This window comes from Bacillus cereus group sp. MYBKT14-1 (genome assembly GCF_051915185.1).
GTDB classification, from domain to species: Bacteria; Bacillota; Bacilli; order Bacillales; family Bacillaceae_G; genus Bacillus_A; species Bacillus_A cereus.
Genome location: NZ_JBQAEF010000017.1, coordinates 1 through 18,941 on the forward strand (window position 1 = coordinate 1; position 18,941 = coordinate 18,941).

An 18,941-nucleotide genomic window follows, 5' to 3' on the forward strand; every position below is an offset into this window, starting at 1 on the left:
GTAAGATCCCTGAAAGATGATCAGGTTGATAGGTTCGAGGTGGAAGCATGGTGACATGTGGAGCTGACGAATACTAATAGATCGAGGACTTAACCATATAATATGTAGCAATGTTATCTAGTTTTGAAGGAATATGCCTTCATAGTTTGGTGATGATGGCAGAGAGGTCACACCCGTTCCCATACCGAACACGGAAGTTAAGCTCTCTAGCGCCGATGGTAGTTGGGACCTTGTCCCTGTGAGAGTAGGACGTCGCCAAGCAAGAACCTAAGTTATTTTGACTTAGGTTTTTTTGTGTTTATTTTTATTTACCGAATGCTATAATCCGTAAATTTAATAAAGCTACAGACGAAAAAAGAATGAAGTAGAGACTCTTTAAAATAATAGTAATGATTTTTTGTGTTCCTGATTTTCCTAATGTCGCTAAAGTAATACTTAAAATAGGACACATTATTTCTATCATAAGTATATATTTTAAATAATGAGATGCTATAAATAAATATTTAATAATTACAGAAATTACTGCAATAGAGAAAAATAAATAGGATAATAGCAAAGTTCTTTCTTTAACAGTTATCCTCCTTAGAAATTAAATCTTTATAATAATACAAGAGTGTATATATTTTGATTAAAAACATACTGAAGTGCTATTTAAACGATAAATACATAAAATAGATCTCTAGAAATATATATTCTAATTCCCTTTTCTTCTTGTATATAGTTGCAATTCTTCTTTTGAAGATAACTAAAACACGAACGTTATTGACTGCTAATAAAAAAACATTCGATTATTTATTGACATTGTTTATGAAATATTGTTAATATAGCCATAGAAACAATAATATAAGACCTCATATAATCGCGGGGATATGGCCTGCAAGTCTCTACCTAACGACCGTTATTCGTTAGACTATGAGGGAAAGTCACTCGGTATTTTTCTATTCACAAGGGATACGTATGCCTGAGTAGAGCGCTTTCTCTCATAGTAAAAGAGAAACTGTTCTATTTCAGGCTTTTTTTATTTGAATCGGGGGGATTCTAATATGAAATCACTAGTTGGAGTCATAATGGGAAGTACGTCAGACTGGGAAACAATGAAATATGCTTGTGACATTTTAGATGAATTAAATATACCGTATGAGAAAAAAGTTGTATCCGCTCATCGGACTCCGGATTATATGTTTGAATATGCAGAGACGGCTCGTGAACGTGGATTGAAAGTTATTATTGCTGGAGCTGGTGGAGCAGCACATTTACCAGGAATGGTTGCAGCGAAGACAAATCTTCCTGTAATTGGAGTGCCAGTTCAATCAAAAGCATTAAACGGCTTAGATTCATTATTATCCATCGCCCAAATGCCAGGAGGTGTTCCAGTTGCAACTGTTGCAATTGGTAAAGCCGGTTCAACGAATGCTGGATTACTTGCCGCACAAATACTTGGATCATTTCATGATGATATACATGATGCATTAGAATTGAGACGAGAAGCGATTGAAAAAGATGTGCGTGAAGGTAGTGAGCTAGTATGACGAGAATCATTTTACCTGGAAAAACAATCGGTATTATTGGAGGCGGCCAGCTAGGAAGAATGATGGCATTGGCAGCTAAGGAGATGGGATATAAAATTGCTGTTTTAGATCCTACAAAGCATTCGCCATGTGCACAAGTTGCTGATATTGAAATTGTTGCACCATATGATGATTTAAAAGCAATTCAGCATTTAGCAGAGATAAGTGATGTTGTCACATATGAATTTGAGAATATTGATTATAGATGTTTACAATGGCTTGAAAAACATGCGTACTTACCACAAGGTAGTCAGTTGTTAAATACAACGCAAAATCGTTTTACAGAAAAGAATGCGATTGAGAAGGCTGGGTTACCAGTAGCAACGTATAGATTAGTTCAAAATCAAAATCAGCTTACAGAAGCAATTGCTGGGTTATCATTCCCTTCCGTCTTAAAAACGACGACAGGTGGATATGATGGGAAAGGGCAAGTTGTTTTAAGAAGTGAAGCTGATGTTGAGGCAGCAAGAAATCTTGTGGATAAAGCAGAATGTATTTTAGAGAAATGGGTGCCTTTTGAAAAAGAAGTATCAGTTATTGTGATTCGTAGTGTAAGTGGTGAAACAAAAGTGTTTCCAGTAGCAGAAAATATTCATGTAAATAACATTTTACATGAATCTATCGTTCCAGCTCGCATTACAGAAGAGCTTTCTCAAAAAGCAATTGCGTATGCAAAGGTACTTGCGGATGAATTAGAACTTGTGGGAACACTAGCTGTAGAGATGTTTGCTACAGATAATGGTGAGATTTATATTAATGAATTAGCGCCAAGACCTCACAATTCAGGACACTATACACAGGATGCATGTGAAACGAGTCAATTTGGTCAACATATTCGAGCAATCTGTAATTTACCTCTAGGAGAAACAAATTTGTTAAAACCAGTTGTCATGGTAAACATTTTAGGCGAACATATAGAAGGGGTCCTAAGACAAGTGAATAGATTAACCGGGTGCTATTTACACTTGTATGGAAAAGAAGAAGCAAAAGCACAGCGAAAAATGGGGCATGTTAATATTTTAAATGATAATATTGAAGTCGCTCTAGAAAAAGCGAAGAGTTTGCATATTTGGGACCATCAAGAACAACTGTTGGAGGGAAAAAGATGATTAGTCGTTATACACGCCCTGAAATGGGTGCGATTTGGACGGAAGAGAACAAATTTAAAGCGTGGTTAGAAGTTGAGATTTTAGCTTGTGAAGCATGGGCTGAGCTTGGCGATATTCCAAAAGAAGATGTTAAAAAAATTCGTGAACATGCATCATTTGATATTGATCGTATTTATGAAATTGAAAAAGAAACACGTCATGACGTAGTTGCATTCACTCGTGCTGTATCAGAAACGCCAGCATTAGGCGAAGAACGTAAATGGGTTCATTACGGTTTAACATCTACAGATGTAGTAGATACAGCATTATCTTACATCTTAAAACAAGCGAATGAAATTATATTAAAAGACTTAGAGAACTTTGTAAGCATTTTAGCTAACAAAGCGAAAGAGCATAAATACACAATCATGATGGGAAGAACACACGGTGTTCATGCAGAACCAACGACATTTGGTTTAAAACTTGGTCTTTGGTATGAAGAGATGAAGCGTAACGTAGAGCGTTTCAAACAAGCTGCTGATACAGTTCGTGTTGGTAAACTATCTGGTGCGGTTGGTACATATGCAAATATCGATCCATTCGTAGAAAAATATGTTTGTGAAAATTTAGGATTAGAAGCAGCACCAATTTCAACACAAACATTGCAACGTGATCGTCACGCACACTACATGTCAACACTTGCACTAATTGCAACATCTATCGAAAAGATGGCAGTTGAGATTCGTGGTTTACAAAAGAGTGAAACACGTGAAGTTGAAGAAGCTTTCGCAAAAGGGCAAAAGGGTTCTTCTGCAATGCCACATAAACGTAATCCAATTGGTTCTGAAAATATGACTGGTTTAGCTCGTGTTATCCGCGGTTATATGATGACAGCTTACGAAAATGTTCCATTATGGCATGAGCGTGACATTTCTCACTCTTCGGCAGAACGCGTAATTTTACCAGATGCTACAATCGCATTAAATTACATGTTAAATCGCTTTGGTAATATTGTTAAAAACTTAACTGTATACCCAGAGAATATGAAACGTAATATGACAAGAACATACGGCTTAATTTATTCTCAGCGCGTAATGCTTACACTAATCGACAAAGGTATGGTACGTGAAGAAGCTTATGATATCGTACAGCCTAAAGCGATGGAAGCTTGGGAAACACAAGTACAATTTAAAGAGCTTGTAGAAGCTGATGAGCGTATTACAAGCAAGTTAACACAAGAAGAAATTAATGAATGCTTCAACTATGAGCATCATATGCAACACGTTGATACAATCTTTGAACGCCTTGGATTAAACGAAGCGTAAAATTTCATATGGCACAGAATAGAGTCATTCTGTGCCATTCTTTATAAAAATATTATTCACATTTTTCAAACTACAGGGGGCTTGCGAAATGCAAAAGCTAGAATTGCTGTATGAAGGTAAGGCAAAAAGAATTTATCGTACAGAATCAGCAGATATGGTTTGGGTAGAGTACAAAGATAGTGCGACTGCTTTCAATGGGGAGAAAAAAGAGACGATTACAGGAAAAGGTCGTTTGAACAATGAAATTACAACTTTATTGTTCAGAAAGTTACAAGAAGTGGGAATTAAAACACATTTTGTTGAGAAGTTATCTGAGACAGAACAACTTGTTAAAAAAGTGAGTATTATTCCTTTAGAAGTTGTCACAAGAAATGTAATTGCAGGAAGTCTTTCAAAACGATTAGGAATGGAAGAGGGAACTGTACTTGCAGAACCAATCGTAGAATTTTACTTCAAAGATGATGATTTAGGAGATCCGCTTGTAACGGAAGATCATATTCGTGTATTAAACGTTGCATCGCCAGAGCAAGTAAGTGTATTACGAGATATGGCTCTACAAATCAATCAAGTGTTGATTGATCATTTCGCAAGCTGTCGTGTAAGATTAGTAGATTTCAAATTAGAGTTTGGTGTAACGGAAGAAGGAGAAATCATTTTAGCGGATGAAATTTCACCAGATACTTGCCGTTTATGGGATGGAACGAGCAATGAAAAGTTTGATAAAGACGTATTCCGTCGTGATCTTGGAAATTTAACAGATGCTTATGAAGAGATTTTAAAACGTTTAGGGGGAATTTCACATGTATAAAGTTAAGGTATATGTAACATTAAGAGAAAGCGTATTAGATCCACAAGGAACAGCAGTAAAAGGAGCACTTCATAGTCTTTCATTTACAGAAGTACAAGACGTTCGAATCGGAAAGTACATGGAACTAACAATTGATAAATCTGTATCTGATTTAGATAGCAAGGTAAAAGAAATGTGTGAAAAACTATTAGCGAACGTTGTAATGGAAGACTTCCGTTATGAAGTTGAGGAGGTTGTCGCACAGTGAAATTTGCCGTAATAGTATTTCCGGGTTCGAACTGTGATGTCGATATGTTCCATGCAATTAAAGATGAGCTTGGCGAAGAAGTAGATTACGTTTGGCACGATACAGAGAATTTAGATGAATATGATGCAATTCTACTACCAGGTGGATTTTCTTATGGTGACTACTTACGCTGCGGTGCTATCTCTCGCTTTGCTAATGCAATGAAAGCAGTGCAAAAAGCTGCTGAGCAAGGAAAGCCGATTTTAGGTGTATGTAATGGATTCCAGATTCTTGTTGAATCAGGATTACTACCAGGAGCGTTAATGAGAAACGAAAACTTAAAATTTATGTGTCGCACTGTTCAGTTACGTGTTGAAAATAATGAAACGATGTTTACATCACAATATGAAAAAGATGAAATAATTAATATTCCAATTGCGCATGGTGAGGGGAATTACTATTGTGATGAAGCGACTCTTAAACAATTAGAAGAGAACAATCAAATCGCATTCCGTTACGTAGAAAACCCTAACGGTAGCGTTTCAGATATTGCTGGTATTGTAAATGAAAAAGGAAATGTACTTGGTATGATGCCGCACCCAGAGCGTGCTGTAGATGAATTACTTGGCGGTGCTGAAGGGTTAAAAGTCTTTCAATCTATCTTAAAACAGTGGAGGGAAACATATGTCGTTAATGCTTGAACCAAATCCAACACAAATTAAAGAAGAGCGTATATATGCGGAAATGGGGTTAACAGACGAAGAGTTTGCCATGGTTGAAAAGATTTTAGGTCGTCTGCCAAATTATACAGAAACAGGGTTATTCTCTGTAATGTGGTCTGAACATTGTAGTTATAAAAATTCAAAACCAGTGCTTCGAAAATTCCCAACAACAGGTGAGCGTGTTCTACAAGGGCCTGGGGAAGGTGCTGGAATTGTAGATATCGGTGATAATCAAGCAGTTGTATTTAAAATGGAAAGTCATAACCATCCTTCAGCTATTGAACCATATCAAGGAGCTGCAACAGGTGTTGGTGGTATTATTCGTGACGTATTCTCTATGGGAGCACGTCCGGTAGCTCTATTAAACTCACTTCGTTTCGGTGAATTACAGTCACCACGTGTGAAATATTTATTCGAAGAAGTAGTAGCAGGAATTGCAGGATACGGTAACTGCATCGGTATTCCGACTGTTGGCGGCGAAGTACAATTTGATCCATGTTATGAAGGAAATCCACTTGTAAATGCAATGTGCGTAGGTTTGATTAACCACGAAGACATTAAAAAAGGGCAAGCACATGGTGCTGGTAACACAGTAATGTACGTAGGAGCATCAACTGGTCGTGACGGTATTCACGGTGCAACATTCGCGTCGGAAGAACTATCTGAAAGCTCAGAAGCGAAACGTCCAGCGGTTCAAGTAGGGGATCCATTTATGGAAAAACTTCTTATTGAAGCGTGTTTAGAATTAATTCAATCTGATGCACTTGTTGGAATTCAAGATATGGGTGCGGCTGGTTTAACATCATCATCTGCAGAAATGGCAAGTAAAGCAGGAATGGGTATTGAAATGTACTTAGATGATGTACCACAGCGTGAAACAGGAATGACACCATATGAAATGATGCTATCTGAATCACAAGAGCGTATGTTAATTGTCGTGAAAAAAGGTAGAGAACAAGAAATAGTAGATTTATTTGAGAAGTATGGTCTTGCAGCGGTTACGATGGGGAAAGTAACAGAAGATAAAATGCTTCGTTTATTCCATAAAGGTGAAAAGGTAGCTGAAGTTCCAGCAGATGCTTTAGCAGAAGAAGCACCAATTTATCATAAGCCATCAAAAGAAGCAGCATACTTTGCTGAATTCCAAGCAATGAAAATGGAAACGCCAAAAGTAGAAAATTATAAAGAAACGTTATTCGCTTTATTACAGCAACCAACAATTGCAAGTAAAGAGTGGGTATACGATCAATACGATTACCAAGTTCGCACAAGCACAGTTGTTACGCCAGGTTCAGATGCTGCAGTTGTACGTGTACGCGGTACAGAAAAAGGATTAGCAATGACGACAGATTGTAACTCTCGCTACATTTATCTAGACCCAGAGATGGGCGGTAAAATTGCAGTAGCAGAGGCAGCGCGTAATATCGTATGTTCTGGCGGAGAGCCACTTGCAATTACAGATTGCTTAAACTTCGGTAACCCAGAAAAACCAGAAATCTTCTGGCAAATTGAGAAATCAGTAGACGGTATGAGTGAAGCTTGTCGCACATTACAAACACCAGTTATCGGCGGAAACGTATCGATGTATAACGAGCGTAGTGGTGAAGCTGTATATCCAACACCAACTGTTGGGATGGTCGGACTTGTGCATGACTTAAAACATGTAACAACACAAGAGTTTAAGCAAGCTGGTGATTTAGTGTATGTAATTGGTGAGACGAAAGCTGAGTTTGGCGGAAGTGAATTACAGAAAATGATTCACGGCAAAATTTTCGGTCAATCACCAAGTATCGATTTAGATGTAGAATTAAAACGCCAAAAACAAGTATTAGGAGCAATTCAAGCTGGTCTTGTTCAATCTGCACATGATGTTGCTGAAGGTGGTTTAGCAGTTGCGATTTCAGAAAGTGCAATTGGTGCTAAAGGCTTAGGTGCTACTGTGAAATTAGATGGAGAAGCAACAGCAGCATTATTCGCTGAATCACAGTCTCGCTTCGTGATAACTGTAAAACGTGAAAATAAAGAGGCGTTTGAGAAAGTGGTAGAAGCAATCCAAGTTGGAGAAGTAACAAGTACAAATGAAGTAACAATTCATAATGAAGAAAATGAAGTATTACTTACAGCAAATGTAGATGAAATGAGAAAGGCTTGGAAAGGGGCAATCCCATGCTTGCTGAAATAAAGGGGTTAAACGAAGAATGTGGCGTTTTCGGAATTTGGGGGCATGAAAATGCAGCACAAGTTTCATACTACGGATTGCACAGTTTACAGCACCGTGGGCAAGAAGGCGCAGGCATTGTCGTAAATAATGGGGAAAAAATCGTCGGTCACAAGGGGTTAGGTTTAATATCAGAAGTGTTTTCAAGAGGTGAGCTAGAAGGGTTAAATGGAAAATCAGCGATCGGACATGTACGATATGCAACAGCTGGTGGAAGTGAAGTTGCTAACGTTCAACCATTGTTGTTCCGTTTTTCCGATCATAGTATGGCGTTAGCTCATAACGGAAATTTAATTAACGCAAAAATGCTTCGTCGTGAATTAGAAGCAGAGGGCAGTATTTTTCAAACTAGTTCAGATACAGAAGTACTTTTACATCTTATTAAACGTAGTACGAAAGATTCTTTAATTGAAAGTGTAAAAGAAGCTTTAAACAAAGTGAAAGGTGCGTTTGCGTATCTTTTACTAACTGGAAATGAAATGATCGTTGCATTAGATCCGAATGGGTTCCGTCCGCTTTCAATTGGAAAGATGGGGGATGCTTACGTTGTAGCATCTGAAACATGTGCTTTTGATGTAGTAGGTGCAACATACATTCGTGATGTAGAACCGGGTGAATTACTTATCATTAATGATGAAGGAATTCACGTAGATCGTTTCACAAACGATGTAGAACATGCAATTTGTAGTATGGAATACATTTACTTTGCACGACCAGATTCTAATATTGCAGGCGTTAACGTTCATGCAGCACGTAAGAATATGGGGAAACGTTTAGCGGCAGAAGCTCCTATTGAAGCAGATGTTGTTACTGGTGTACCAGACTCTAGTATTTCAGCTGCGATTGGCTATGCGGAGGCAACAGGTATTCCATATGAGTTAGGATTAATTAAAAATCGTTACGTTGGACGTACGTTTATTCAACCTTCTCAGGAACTGCGAGAGCAAGGGGTTAAGATGAAGCTTTCCGCAGTAAGAGGTGTAGTTGAAGGGAAACGAGTTGTTATGATTGATGACTCTATCGTAAGAGGAACGACAAGTAAACGAATTGTTCGTATGCTTCGTGAAGCTGGAGCGACAGAAGTTCACGTAAGAATTGCTTCACCACCTCTGAAATATCCATGTTTCTATGGCATTGATATTCAAACGAGAAAAGAATTAATTGCAGCAAATCATACAGTAGAAGAAATCCGTGAAATGATCGGAGCAGATTCTTTAACATTTTTAAGCGAAGATGGATTAGTAGATGCAATTGGACGTCCATATGAAGGGAAATATGGTGGCCTATGCATGGCTTACTTTAATGGGGACTATCCAACAGCTCTTTATGATTATGAGCAAGAGCTTTTAGAAAGTATGAAATAAGAAAAGTGAAACAAGCTTCTACTTCTTTTGATGTAGAAGCTAGCTCCTTTCTTAAAATAGCCCGCCCTGGATGGGGAGAAATTAAAAGACGAGGTGTAAATAACGATGGCGAATGCATATAAGCAAGCAGGAGTAGATATTGAAGCTGGATATGAAGCGGTATCTCGCATGAAAAAACACGTACAAACAACTATGAGAAAAGAAGTACTAGGCGGTTTAGGCGGTTTTGGAGGTATGTTTGATCTATCAAAATTTGCATTAGAAGAACCTGTATTAGTATCTGGAACAGATGGCGTGGGAACGAAATTGATGCTCGCTTTTATGGCAGATAAACATGACACAATTGGTATTGATGCAGTAGCAATGTGTGTAAATGATATTGTTGTCCAAGGAGCAGAGCCGCTTTTCTTCCTTGATTATATTGCTTGTGGTAAAGCTGAACCTAGTAAAATTGAAAACATCGTCAAAGGTATATCAGAGGGCTGTCGCCAAGCTGGTTGTGCATTAATCGGTGGAGAAACAGCTGAAATGCCAGGAATGTATTCTACGGAAGAATATGATTTAGCTGGTTTTACAGTTGGGATTGTTGATAAAAAGAAAATTGTAACAGGTGAAAAGATTGAAGCTGGTCACGTGCTAATTGGCTTAGCATCTAGCGGTATTCATAGCAATGGTTACTCTTTAGTACGAAAAGTGTTACTAGAAGATGGGGAACTATCTTTAGAGCGTATTTATGGCCGCTTAGAACTACCTCTTGGTGAAGAATTATTAAAACCAACGAAAATTTATGTCAAACCTATTTTAGAACTATTGAAGAAACATGAAGTATACGGTATGGCGCATATTACAGGTGGTGGATTTATTGAAAATATTCCACGCATGTTGCCAGAAGGAATCGGTGCCGAGATTGAACTAGGATCTTGGGAAATTCAGCCGATCTTTAGTTTGCTTCAAGAAGTTGGAAAACTGGAAGAAAAAGAAATGTTCAATATTTTTAACATGGGTATTGGTATGGTAGTAGCAGTGAAGGAAGAAGATGCAAAAGATGTTGTTCGTCTTCTTGAAGAGCAAGGAGAAATGGCTCGTATTATTGGACGTACTATACAAGGAGCTGGCGTTACTTTTAATGGGGGCACAGCACTATGAGTAGATTAGCAGTTTTTGCTTCTGGAAGCGGATCTAACTTTCAATCTCTCGTTAATGCGGTAGAAGAAAAAAGATTGGATGCAGAAATTAGTTTATTAGTATGTGATAAACCAGAAGCACGCGCTGTTGGACGGGCAAATTATCATCATATTCCGTGTTTTGCTTTTTCAGCGAAAGCATATGAGTCAAAAGAAGCATTTGAAAAAGAGATATTAAAGAAGCTAGAAGAATATGAAATTGATTATGTTATTTTAGCTGGATATATGCGGTTAATCGGGCCGACGTTACTAGAAGCATACGGCGGGAAGATTATTAATATTCATCCATCATTACTACCGAGCTTTCCGGGTAAAGATGCTGTCGGTCAAGCGTTAGAAGCAGGTGTGAAAGTAACTGGAGTAACAATTCATTATGTAGATGCAGGTATGGATACAGGGCCAATTATTGCGCAAGAAGCAGTGGTTGTTTCTGAAGGGGATACGAGAGAAAGTTTACAAAAGAAAATTCAACAAGTTGAACATAAATTATACGTAAATACAGTGAATCAAATTGTTCAGTCTGTGAAAGAATCAACTGTTAACTAACATACAACCAGGGGTGAAGGATAAATGAAAAAGCGTGCATTAGTAAGTGTTTCAGATAAAACAGGAGTAGTAGAATTTGTTAAAGGGTTACTAGAACAAGGGATTGAAGTTATTTCAACAGGTGGTACGAAAAAGTTATTAGAAGAAAACGGTTTACAAGTAATTGGTATTTCTGAAGTAACTGGTTTCCCTGAAATTATGGATGGCCGTGTGAAAACGTTACATCCAAATATTCATGGTGGTCTATTAGCAGTTCGTGATAATGAAACACATGTAACACAAATGAATGAATTAGGTATGGAGCCAATTGACTTTGTTGTTGTTAACTTATATCCATTTAAAGAAACAATCGCTAAGCCTGATGTAACATTTGCTGATGCAATTGAAAATATTGATATCGGTGGCCCGACAATGATTCGCTCTGCTGCGAAAAATCATAAATTCGTATCTGTAATTGTAGATCCAGTAGATTATGATATTGTGTTAGCAGAACTGAAAGAGAACGGTGAAGTAGCAGAGGAAACAAAACGTAAACTAGCAGCGAAAGTATTCCGTCATACAGCAGCGTATGATGCGTTAATTTCTAACTACTTAACAGAGCAAATGGGTGAAGAAAGTCCAGAAACATTAACTGTGACATTTGAGAAAAAGCAAGACTTACGTTATGGCGAGAACCCACATCAAAAGGCAACTTTCTATAAAGCGCCATTCGCAGCAACTTCTTCTGTTGCATACGCAGAACAATTACACGGTAAAGAATTATCGTATAACAATATTAATGATGCAGACGCAGCACTTAGCATAGTAAAAGAATTTACAGAACCAGCAGTAGTAGCAGTAAAACATATGAATCCATGTGGTGTTGGAGTAGGAACTGATATTCACGAAGCATATACTCGCGCTTATGAAGCAGATCCAGTATCAATTTTCGGCGGTATTATTGCAGCAAATCGTGAAATTGATAAAGCTACAGCAGAAAAGTTACATGAAATTTTCTTAGAAATTGTTATCGCACCTTCGTTCTCGCAAGAAGCTTTAGAAGTGTTGCAAAGTAAGAAGAACTTACGTTTATTAACTATAAATATTGAAAAAGCGACAAGTGCAAGCAAAAAACTAACTTCTGTACAAGGTGGACTTCTCGTTCAAGAAGAAGATACGTTATCATTAGATGAAAGTACAATTTCAATTCCAACGAAACGTGAACCTTCAGAGCAAGAATGGAAAGATTTAAAACTAGCTTGGAAAGTTGTAAAACATGTGAAATCAAACGCAATTGTTTTAGCGAAAGATGACATGACAATTGGCGTCGGTGCGGGACAGATGAACCGTGTAGGTTCTGCAAAAATCGCAATTACACAAGCTGGTGAAAAAGCACAAGGTAGCGCACTTGCATCTGATGCTTTCTTCCCAATGCCAGATACATTAGAAGAAGCAGCAAAAGCAGGAATTACAGCAATCATTCAACCAGGCGGATCAATCCGTGATGAAGATTCTATTAAAGTGGCAGATACGTATGGGATTGCTATGGTGTTCACTGGCGTACGTCATTTCAAACACTAATAGAGGATGTTTAAAAAGTCCGGTCGAGATAACCTTTTATTGATATGAAAAAGCAAACTAGGAGCATAGCTTCTAGTTTGTACTTATTTAATTATTGGGGGATGAAATATGAATGTTTTAGTAATTGGCCGCGGTGGGCGTGAGCATGCTTTAGCTTGGAAGTTTGCACAATCTGAAAAAGTAGAAAAGGTATATGTAGCACCAGGTAATGAAGGTATGAGAGATGTTGCAACACCAGTTGATATTGATGAAAATGATTTTGATGCATTAGTTTTATTTGCAAAAGAGAATAATGTTGAGTTAACTTTCGTTGGACCAGAAATTCCGCTTATGAATGGAATTGTTGATTGTTTTAAAGAAGAGGGACTTCGCGTATTTGGTCCGAATAAAGCGGCTGCTGTTATTGAAGGTAGTAAAGCTTTTACAAAAGAGCTTATGAAAAAGTATGATATTCCAACTGCGGCGTACGAAACTTTTACAGATTATGAAGAAGCAGTACAGTACATTCAAAAAGTTGGTGCACCAATCGTTATTAAAGCTGACGGCCTAGCTGCGGGTAAAGGGGTAACGGTAGCAATGACGCTTGAAGAGGCATTACAAGCTGTGAAAGAAATGCTACAAGATGTGAAATTCGGCGCGGCAAGTAAGAAGGTCGTTATTGAAGAGTTTTTAGATGGACAAGAATTCTCATTAATGGCATTCGTGAATGGAACAACTGTACATCCAATGGTAATCGCCCAAGATCATAAAAGAGCTTTTGATGGTGATAAAGGTCCAAATACGGGCGGAATGGGTGCATATTCTCCAGTACCACAAATTCCAGAATCAGCAGTTCAAGAAGCGATTCAAACCGTATTACATCCAACTGCTAAGGCGATGATTGCAGAAAACCGTTCGTTTACAGGTATTTTATACGCAGGTCTTATTTTAACAAATGATGGTCCGAAGGTAATTGAATTTAATGCACGCTTCGGTGATCCTGAAACAGAAGTTGTATTACCTCGCTTAGAAAATGATTTAGTTGATATATGTAACGCTGTATTAGATGAAAGTGAACTAACGTTACAATGGTCAGAAGAAGCGGTAATCGGTGTTGTACTTGCTTCTAAAGGATATCCAGAAGTATATAAAAAAGGTGATATTATTAGCGGACTAGATGCACTGCAAGATGTGATTGTTTTCCATGCAGGTACAGCAATGAAACATGGGGACTTTGTAACGAACGGTGGCCGTGTATTATTTGTTGCTTGTAAGGCAAATAGTTTACAAGAAGCAAAAGATAAAGTATATAAAGAAATCGGTAAAATTGAGAGTGATGGTCTATTTTATCGAAGTGATATAGGATATCGTGCAATTGGGCATGAGATGACGAAAAGTTAATATGTAAAAATCCCGCTGAGGAATCAGCGGGATTTTTTATGCATCTTTATCTTTTTTTAATTTCCCTTTTTGCTTTGCCATTTCTCGAAGTAAATACTCGATGTGTGCATTGACGCTACGAAATTCATCATTTGCCCATTTTTCGATGACTGCGTGTAATTCAGGATCAATACGTAATGGAAAGCTTTTCTTTTTAGCCATAATTACTTATAGCCCTTAGTATAGGCTTCCTGTATTAATAACTGGTTGCGCACCTTTATCTGAAACGATGGCAACTAATAAGTTGTTTACCATATTTGCTTTACGCTCGTCATCGAGTTCTAGTACGCCTTCTTCATCTAACATATGGATGGAATCTTTCGCCATCTTCACAGCACCTTCAACAATTTCTTTTCTAGCAGCTAATACTGCTTTTGCTTGCTGGCGTTGTAACATTGCATGGGCAATTTCTGTTGCGTAAGCTAAGTGCGTTAAACGAGTTTCTAATACTTCTACACCAGCAATTTCAAGACGCGCCTCTAACTCACGTTTTAATTCTTCAGAGATTTCTTCAGTATTTCCGCGTAACGTAACGCAGGTTTCATCTTGGAAATTGTCATAAGGATATTTTGTTGCAACATGGCGGATTGCCGTTTCGCTTTGAATTTCTACAAATCGATCATAATGTTCAACACCAAACATTGCTTTTGCAGAATCAACAACTTTATATACGATAACAGCTGCAATTTCAATTGGATTTCCATCAACGTCATTTACTTTTAATTTTTTACTGTTAAAGTTTTCAACACGTAAAGATACAGTTTGACGGAATGCGAACGGAATCGTTAAAAATAAACCGTTTTGACGAATTGTTCCTAAATAATTACCGAAGAACGTAATAACCTTCGCTTGATTCGGTTGAACAATACCGATACCTGTAGCGAGAACTGCGGCTAATATAATAGTTAATGCCGCTCCTATGAAAATTTCTTGTGCAAGGAAAAATACACCGATAGCAGCTAAAATCAAAATTCCAATAATACCGAGAAAACCATTTACATAAAATACTTGTTTTTCTTTCATATGATCGCCTCCTGATATAAAAATGATATCACTTTTATATCATTTTAAGCAAGAGGTATGCACCTAATTTTCTGAATTTTATTGATTGATATCTTTTATATACATTTTAAGGTCGAAAAAGAGAATGTACGTTCTGTTTTATGGTAAAATAAAGAAGACTTAACCGCCCACTGCAGCAGCTAAGTCCCTTTGAGAGCATCTTGCATCGTGACAAATGATTCAAAGCGGTTTTGTCAGGATTATATTTTCAATCGCTGACTCAATCTCTTTGTCAGAAGCGTCATAACTTCCTTTTGACTTTGGCTTGTCATGAGTGGAAGTTTGATTCACTTCTTCTTTAGCATGTCCTTTTTCAGCAAAATTCATGCTAGGCATTTTAAATGCCCCCATATTCATGTATTTTCCGAATTTCCACATTTCAACAACAGGGCAGAAACGAACAATTCCTTCTGCAACTTTCATTGCACCAATCCATAGAAAAATGTTAGACCAAGTGCACCACGGCTTGCGTACAAGTTTAGTTGCACTACATCCGAAGAGGACAAGCCCAAGTGTAATTCGAATTAGAGCGTTTATTGTCCCGATATTTTGCTTCATTAGAAAAACACTCCTTTTTATGAAAGTTGAAATAGATAATACTATTTCTTTTATTAGTATCCCGTTTGATTTTTGGGATATGTAATCCAACATTTGACGTGGAAAAAGATGTTGGAATGTGCGTGTGTGTAAGTAACTTTTTTTGTTATAATGAAAGAATGCATAAAAGGAACTTCAAAATTAAATCCTCTAGTTTAAAAAATATGGAAGAGGTAATTCCAAACTTAATTCTCCGTTTTAAACAAATATTTAAGATGAAGTTAAAACAATAATGATGAAAATAAACTGTTATTTTGAACAGAAATATATATAACTAGAGAAAAGGAAGGGTGTTTTCATGTACGATATTTCCGGATGGAAACATGTATTTAAGCTTGATCCAAATAAGGAGTTAAGCGATGAACATTTAGAAATGATTTGTGAGTCTGGAACTGATGCGGTTATTGTAGGCGGAAGTGATGGAGTTACAATTGATAACGTATTACACATGCTAGTTAGCATTCGTAGATATGCAGTTCCTTGTGTATTAGAGGTTTCTGATGTAGAAGCAATTACACCAGGATTTGATTTTTATTACATCCCAAGTGTTTTAAATAGCCGAAAAGTAGAATGGGTAACAGGTGTTCATCATGAGGCATTGAAAGAATTTGGGGATATTATGGACTGGGACGAAATTTTTATGGAAGGGTATTGTGTTTTAAATCCAGAAGCGAAAGTAGCCCAGCTTACAGAAGCGAAATGTGATTTAACAGAAGATGACGTTATTGCATATGCTCGTTTAGCAGACAAGTTATTACATTTACCGATATTTTATTTAGAATATAGCGGTACGTATGGAGATGTTGAACTTGTTAAAAATGTAAAAGCAGAATTGAAACAAGCTAAGTTATACTATGGCGGTGGTATTTCTAATGCAGAACAGGCGAAAGACATGGCACAATATGCTGATACAGTAGTTGTTGGAAATATTATTTATGATGATATAAAATCGGCGTTAAAAACAGTTAAAGCAGTAAAAGGAGAGTAGGTGCAGGCGTATATGAGTATGACAGATAGATTATTAAACGGTTTAAATCCACAGCAACAAAAAGCAGTCCAAACAACGAATGGACCACTTCTATTAATGGCAGGTGCAGGTAGTGGTAAGACACGTGTGTTAACACATCGTATTGCGTATTTACTTGGTGAAAAAGGTGTAGCACCATGGAATGTACTAGCTATTACCTTCACAAATAAAGCAGCTCGTGAAATGCGTGAGCGTATTGATACACTTGTGGGACCAGAAGCAGAAGATATTTGGATTTCGACGTTCCACTCTATGTGTGTACGTATTTTACGACGGGATATCGATCGTATTGGTATTAATCGTAACTTTACAATCTTAGATTCAGGCGATCAGCTAACTGTAGTCAAAAAAATTATGAAAGAGCGCAATATTGATCCGAAGAAATTTGAGCCGCGCTCTATTTTAGCGGGTATTAGTAATGCGAAAAATGAACTGTTATCTGCAGATAAATATGCAAAAAAAATTACAATGGCTGATCCATATGAAAAATTAACGAGCGATGTATACACAGAGTATCAAAAACGTCTTTTGAAAAATAATTCATTAGACTTTGATGATTTAATTATGACCACGATTCAGTTATTTGAACGTGTTCCAGAAGTATTAGAGTTTTATCAGCGTAAGTTCCAATATATTCACGTTGATGAGTATCAAGATACGAACAAAGCGCAATATCTTCTTGTTAAACATTTGGCAGCGCGTTTTAAAAATCTTTGCGTTGTAGGTGACTCTGACCAGTCTATTTATCGCTGGCGTGGTGCAGATATTTCTAACATTTTGTCGTTCGAAAAAGACTATGAGAATGCGCAAGTTATCCTGTTAGAACAAAATTATCGTTCGTCACAAAATATTTTAAATGCAGCGAATGCTGTTATTGAAAAAAATACGAATCGTAAGCCGAAGAAATTATGGACAGACAATCAAGTTGGAAGTAAAATCTCGTATTATCGTGCTGCAACTGAAAAGGACGAAGCGTATTTTGTTGCGAAAAAAATTCGTGACGATATTCAAATGGGGAAACGAAAATATACTGATTTTGCAGTGTTATATCGTACGAATGCTCAGTCTCGTATGGTCGAGGAGATTTTCCTTAAATCTAACATTCCGTATAAAATTGTCGGAGGTACGAAGTTCTACGATCGTAAAGAGATTAAAGATATTTTGGCGTACTTACGTTTAATCGGTAATCCAGATGATGAAATTAGTTTTGCACGTATTATTAACATGCCAAAGCGTGGTATTGGTGCGACTTCTATCGATAAAATTATTAATTACGGTGTGCAAAACGGAATTTCATTAACTGCTGTATTTGATGAAATTGAGCATGTTGGAGTAAGTGCAAAAATTACAAAGGCAGTAAAAGAATTTGCGAATTTATTAAATAACTGGGTAAATATGCAAGAGTATTTATCTGTTACAGAATTAGTAGAAGAAGTTATTGAAAAAACAGGCTATCGCGATATGTTGAAAAATGAACGTTCTTTAGAAGCGGAAGGTCGTTTAGAAAACTTAGACGAGTTCTTATCTGTTACGCAAACATTTGAATCTCAAAGCGAAGATAAGAGCCTTGTTGCATTCTTAACAGATTTAGCACTTGTTGCTGATATTGATCGTGTAGATGAAGACCCAACTGCTGGTGAAGAAGTTATTTTAATGACGATGCACTCAGCGAAAGGATTAGAGTTCCCGGTTGTCTTTATTGTTGGCTTAGAGGAAGGGATATTCCCTCATACTCGTTCTCTTATGGAAGAGGATGAAATGCAAGAAGAACGTCGTCTTGCTTATGTAGGTATTACCCGTGCAGAAGAAGAGCTATATTTATCTAACGCGCAAATGCGTACTTTATTTGGTAGAACAAGTATGAACGCTGCGTCTCGATTCATTACAGAAATCCCGACAGAACTAGTGGAATCATTAAATGAAACAGCGCCAAAGCGTGAAACATCGTTTGGTGCAAAAGGCAGAACGGCAAGTAGCGGCAAAACGACAATCACAACGACAACACGCTCTCGTTCAGCTTTCGCGCGCCCTGCAGCTAAGACGACAGGCGGCGAACAAATTGGCTGGGCAGTAGGAGATAAAGCTTCCCACCAAAAATGGGGAGTCGGTACAGTTGTAAGTGTAAAAGGTGAAGGTGATGCAAAAGAATTAGATATTGCATTCCCAAGCCCAATTGGTGTTAAACGTTTGTTAGCAAAATTTGCACCTGTGACGAAACAATAGAAAG

General features: G+C 37.4%; 18 protein-coding genes, 2 rRNA genes and 1 riboswitch. Of the genes, 16 read left to right on the forward strand and 4 right to left on the reverse strand.

All coding sequences use genetic code 11. The annotated features are described in order from the left end of the window. Positions 1 to 97 (forward strand): 23S ribosomal RNA (locus ACTFO4_RS25540); the annotation flags it as partial. A gap of 48 nt (positions 98 to 145) precedes the next feature. Beyond that, positions 146 to 261, forward strand: a 5S ribosomal RNA gene (gene rrf / locus ACTFO4_RS25545). Between the two features lie 43 nt (positions 262 to 304). On the opposite strand, the gene ACTFO4_RS25550 is transcribed toward rrf, so the two are convergent. Beyond that, on the reverse strand, positions 305 to 556 hold the full coding sequence (locus ACTFO4_RS25550; protein ID WP_000927500.1) for a hypothetical protein: 252 nt from the start codon (positions 554 to 556) through the stop codon (positions 305 to 307). A gap of 275 nt (positions 557 to 831) precedes the next feature. Beyond that, positions 832 to 933, forward strand: a riboswitch (purine riboswitch). Positions 934 to 1,043: 110 nt separating this feature from the next. Between ACTFO4_RS25550 and purE the strand changes: the two genes are divergently transcribed. The 12 genes from purE to purD all read left to right on the forward strand — a co-directional run bounded on the left by purE (position 1,044) and on the right by purD (position 13,989). Beyond that, positions 1,044 to 1,529 carry a 5-(carboxyamino)imidazole ribonucleotide mutase gene (gene purE, locus ACTFO4_RS25555; protein ID WP_000839365.1) on the forward strand — a complete coding sequence of 162 codons (486 nt, stop codon included), beginning with the start codon at positions 1,044 to 1,046 and terminating at the stop codon, positions 1,527 to 1,529. Further along, positions 1,526 to 2,677: a 5-(carboxyamino)imidazole ribonucleotide synthase gene (gene purK / locus ACTFO4_RS25560; RefSeq protein WP_017674264.1), complete on the forward strand. Its 1,152-nt coding sequence runs from the start codon at positions 1,526 to 1,528 to the stop codon at positions 2,675 to 2,677. The genes purE and purK overlap by 4 nt, the downstream gene beginning before the upstream one ends. After that, entirely contained in the window at positions 2,674 to 3,981 is a 1,308-nt protein-coding gene (gene purB / locus ACTFO4_RS25565) for an adenylosuccinate lyase (RefSeq protein WP_000625682.1), read from the forward strand. Before purK ends, purB begins: the two co-directional genes overlap by 4 nt. An 88-nt stretch (positions 3,982 to 4,069) precedes the next feature. Next, positions 4,070 to 4,789 (forward strand): phosphoribosylaminoimidazolesuccinocarboxamide synthase, encoded by a 720-nt coding sequence (purC, locus tag ACTFO4_RS25570; protein WP_440014508.1) that lies wholly within the window; start codon positions 4,070 to 4,072, stop codon positions 4,787 to 4,789. Continuing rightward, a complete protein-coding gene (gene purS / locus ACTFO4_RS25575) occupies positions 4,782 to 5,036 on the forward strand; it encodes a phosphoribosylformylglycinamidine synthase subunit PurS (protein ID WP_000278823.1) in 255 nt (84 codons plus the stop codon). Before purC ends, purS begins: the two co-directional genes overlap by 8 nt. Then, a complete protein-coding gene (gene purQ / locus ACTFO4_RS25580; protein ID WP_017674263.1) occupies positions 5,033 to 5,716 on the forward strand; it encodes a phosphoribosylformylglycinamidine synthase subunit PurQ in 684 nt (227 codons plus the stop codon). Before purS ends, purQ begins: the two co-directional genes overlap by 4 nt. Beyond that, positions 5,700 to 7,919: a phosphoribosylformylglycinamidine synthase II gene (purL, locus tag ACTFO4_RS25585; RefSeq protein WP_017674262.1), complete on the forward strand. Its 2,220-nt coding sequence runs from the start codon at positions 5,700 to 5,702 to the stop codon at positions 7,917 to 7,919. Before purQ ends, purL begins: the two co-directional genes overlap by 17 nt. Beyond that, the gene (gene purF, locus ACTFO4_RS25590) at positions 7,904 to 9,319 is read left to right on the forward strand and encodes an amidophosphoribosyltransferase (RefSeq protein WP_000879025.1); all 1,416 of its coding nucleotides are present in this window, start codon (positions 7,904 to 7,906) and stop codon (positions 9,317 to 9,319) included. The genes purL and purF overlap by 16 nt, the downstream gene beginning before the upstream one ends. A 105-nt stretch (positions 9,320 to 9,424) precedes the next feature. Continuing rightward, entirely contained in the window at positions 9,425 to 10,465 is a 1,041-nt protein-coding gene (gene purM / locus ACTFO4_RS25595; protein ID WP_001262439.1) for a phosphoribosylformylglycinamidine cyclo-ligase, read from the forward strand. Then, on the forward strand, positions 10,462 to 11,049 hold the full coding sequence (purN, locus tag ACTFO4_RS25600) for a phosphoribosylglycinamide formyltransferase (protein ID WP_000088589.1): 588 nt from the start codon (positions 10,462 to 10,464) through the stop codon (positions 11,047 to 11,049). Before purM ends, purN begins: the two co-directional genes overlap by 4 nt. Before the next feature lie 24 nt (positions 11,050 to 11,073). Then, a complete protein-coding gene (purH, locus tag ACTFO4_RS25605) occupies positions 11,074 to 12,609 on the forward strand; it encodes a bifunctional phosphoribosylaminoimidazolecarboxamide formyltransferase/IMP cyclohydrolase (RefSeq protein ID WP_000745439.1) in 1,536 nt (511 codons plus the stop codon). A 108-nt stretch (positions 12,610 to 12,717) separates the two neighbouring features. Beyond that, the gene (gene purD, locus ACTFO4_RS25610; RefSeq protein ID WP_440014509.1) at positions 12,718 to 13,989 is read left to right on the forward strand and encodes a phosphoribosylamine--glycine ligase; all 1,272 of its coding nucleotides are present in this window, start codon (positions 12,718 to 12,720) and stop codon (positions 13,987 to 13,989) included. A gap of 36 nt (positions 13,990 to 14,025) precedes the next feature. Here the strand turns inward: purD and ACTFO4_RS25615 are convergent, their stop codons facing one another. The 3 genes from ACTFO4_RS25615 to ACTFO4_RS25625 form a co-directional block, all read right to left on the reverse strand. After that, on the reverse strand, positions 14,026 to 14,190 hold the full coding sequence (locus ACTFO4_RS25615) for a toxin-antitoxin system HicB family antitoxin (protein WP_001085171.1): 165 nt from the start codon (positions 14,188 to 14,190) through the stop codon (positions 14,026 to 14,028). 15 nt (positions 14,191 to 14,205) lie between these two features. Next, complete coding sequence (locus ACTFO4_RS25620; RefSeq protein WP_000660669.1) at positions 14,206 to 15,051, reverse strand: SPFH domain-containing protein; 846 nt, start codon at positions 15,049 to 15,051, stop codon at positions 14,206 to 14,208. A 219-nt stretch (positions 15,052 to 15,270) separates the two neighbouring features. After that, complete coding sequence (locus tag ACTFO4_RS25625; protein WP_440014510.1) at positions 15,271 to 15,648, reverse strand: YgaP family membrane protein; 378 nt, start codon at positions 15,646 to 15,648, stop codon at positions 15,271 to 15,273. A gap of 337 nt (positions 15,649 to 15,985) precedes the next feature. Between ACTFO4_RS25625 and ACTFO4_RS25630 the strand changes: the two genes are divergently transcribed. Both ACTFO4_RS25630 and pcrA read left to right on the forward strand, forming a co-directional pair. After that, on the forward strand, positions 15,986 to 16,675 hold the full coding sequence (locus ACTFO4_RS25630; RefSeq protein ID WP_000272097.1) for a heptaprenylglyceryl phosphate synthase: 690 nt from the start codon (positions 15,986 to 15,988) through the stop codon (positions 16,673 to 16,675). Between the two features lie 12 nt (positions 16,676 to 16,687). After that, positions 16,688 to 18,937: a DNA helicase PcrA gene (pcrA, locus tag ACTFO4_RS25635; protein WP_002164784.1), complete on the forward strand. Its 2,250-nt coding sequence runs from the start codon at positions 16,688 to 16,690 to the stop codon at positions 18,935 to 18,937. Positions 18,938 to 18,941 lie beyond the last annotated feature (4 nt).

Bases quoted from the DNA above. Each gene is read 5' to 3' on its own strand.
- purE (WP_000839365.1), top strand. From the start codon at position 1,044: ATGAAATCACTAGTTGGAGTCATAATGGGAAGTACGTCAGACTGGGAA.
- purK (WP_017674264.1), top strand. From the start codon at position 1,526: ATGACGAGAATCATTTTACCTGGAAAAACAATCGGTATTATTGGAGGC.
- purB (WP_000625682.1), top strand. From the start codon at position 2,674: ATGATTAGTCGTTATACACGCCCTGAAATGGGTGCGATTTGGACGGAA.
- purC (WP_440014508.1), top strand. From the start codon at position 4,070: ATGCAAAAGCTAGAATTGCTGTATGAAGGTAAGGCAAAAAGAATTTAT.
- purS (WP_000278823.1), top strand. From the start codon at position 4,782: ATGTATAAAGTTAAGGTATATGTAACATTAAGAGAAAGCGTATTAGAT.
- purL (WP_017674262.1), top strand. From the start codon at position 5,700: ATGTCGTTAATGCTTGAACCAAATCCAACACAAATTAAAGAAGAGCGT.
- purF (WP_000879025.1), top strand. From the start codon at position 7,904: ATGCTTGCTGAAATAAAGGGGTTAAACGAAGAATGTGGCGTTTTCGGA.
- purM (WP_001262439.1), top strand. From the start codon at position 9,425: ATGGCGAATGCATATAAGCAAGCAGGAGTAGATATTGAAGCTGGATAT.
- purN (WP_000088589.1), top strand. From the start codon at position 10,462: ATGAGTAGATTAGCAGTTTTTGCTTCTGGAAGCGGATCTAACTTTCAA.
- purH (WP_000745439.1), top strand. From the start codon at position 11,074: ATGAAAAAGCGTGCATTAGTAAGTGTTTCAGATAAAACAGGAGTAGTA.
- purD (WP_440014509.1), top strand. From the start codon at position 12,718: ATGAATGTTTTAGTAATTGGCCGCGGTGGGCGTGAGCATGCTTTAGCT.
- ACTFO4_RS25615 (WP_001085171.1), bottom strand. From the start codon at position 14,190: ATGGCTAAAAAGAAAAGCTTTCCATTACGTATTGATCCTGAATTACAC.
- ACTFO4_RS25620 (WP_000660669.1), bottom strand. From the start codon at position 15,051: ATGAAAGAAAAACAAGTATTTTATGTAAATGGTTTTCTCGGTATTATT.
- ACTFO4_RS25625 (WP_440014510.1), bottom strand. From the start codon at position 15,648: ATGAAGCAAAATATCGGGACAATAAACGCTCTAATTCGAATTACACTT.
- ACTFO4_RS25630 (WP_000272097.1), top strand. From the start codon at position 15,986: ATGTACGATATTTCCGGATGGAAACATGTATTTAAGCTTGATCCAAAT.
- pcrA (WP_002164784.1), top strand. From the start codon at position 16,688: ATGAGTATGACAGATAGATTATTAAACGGTTTAAATCCACAGCAACAA.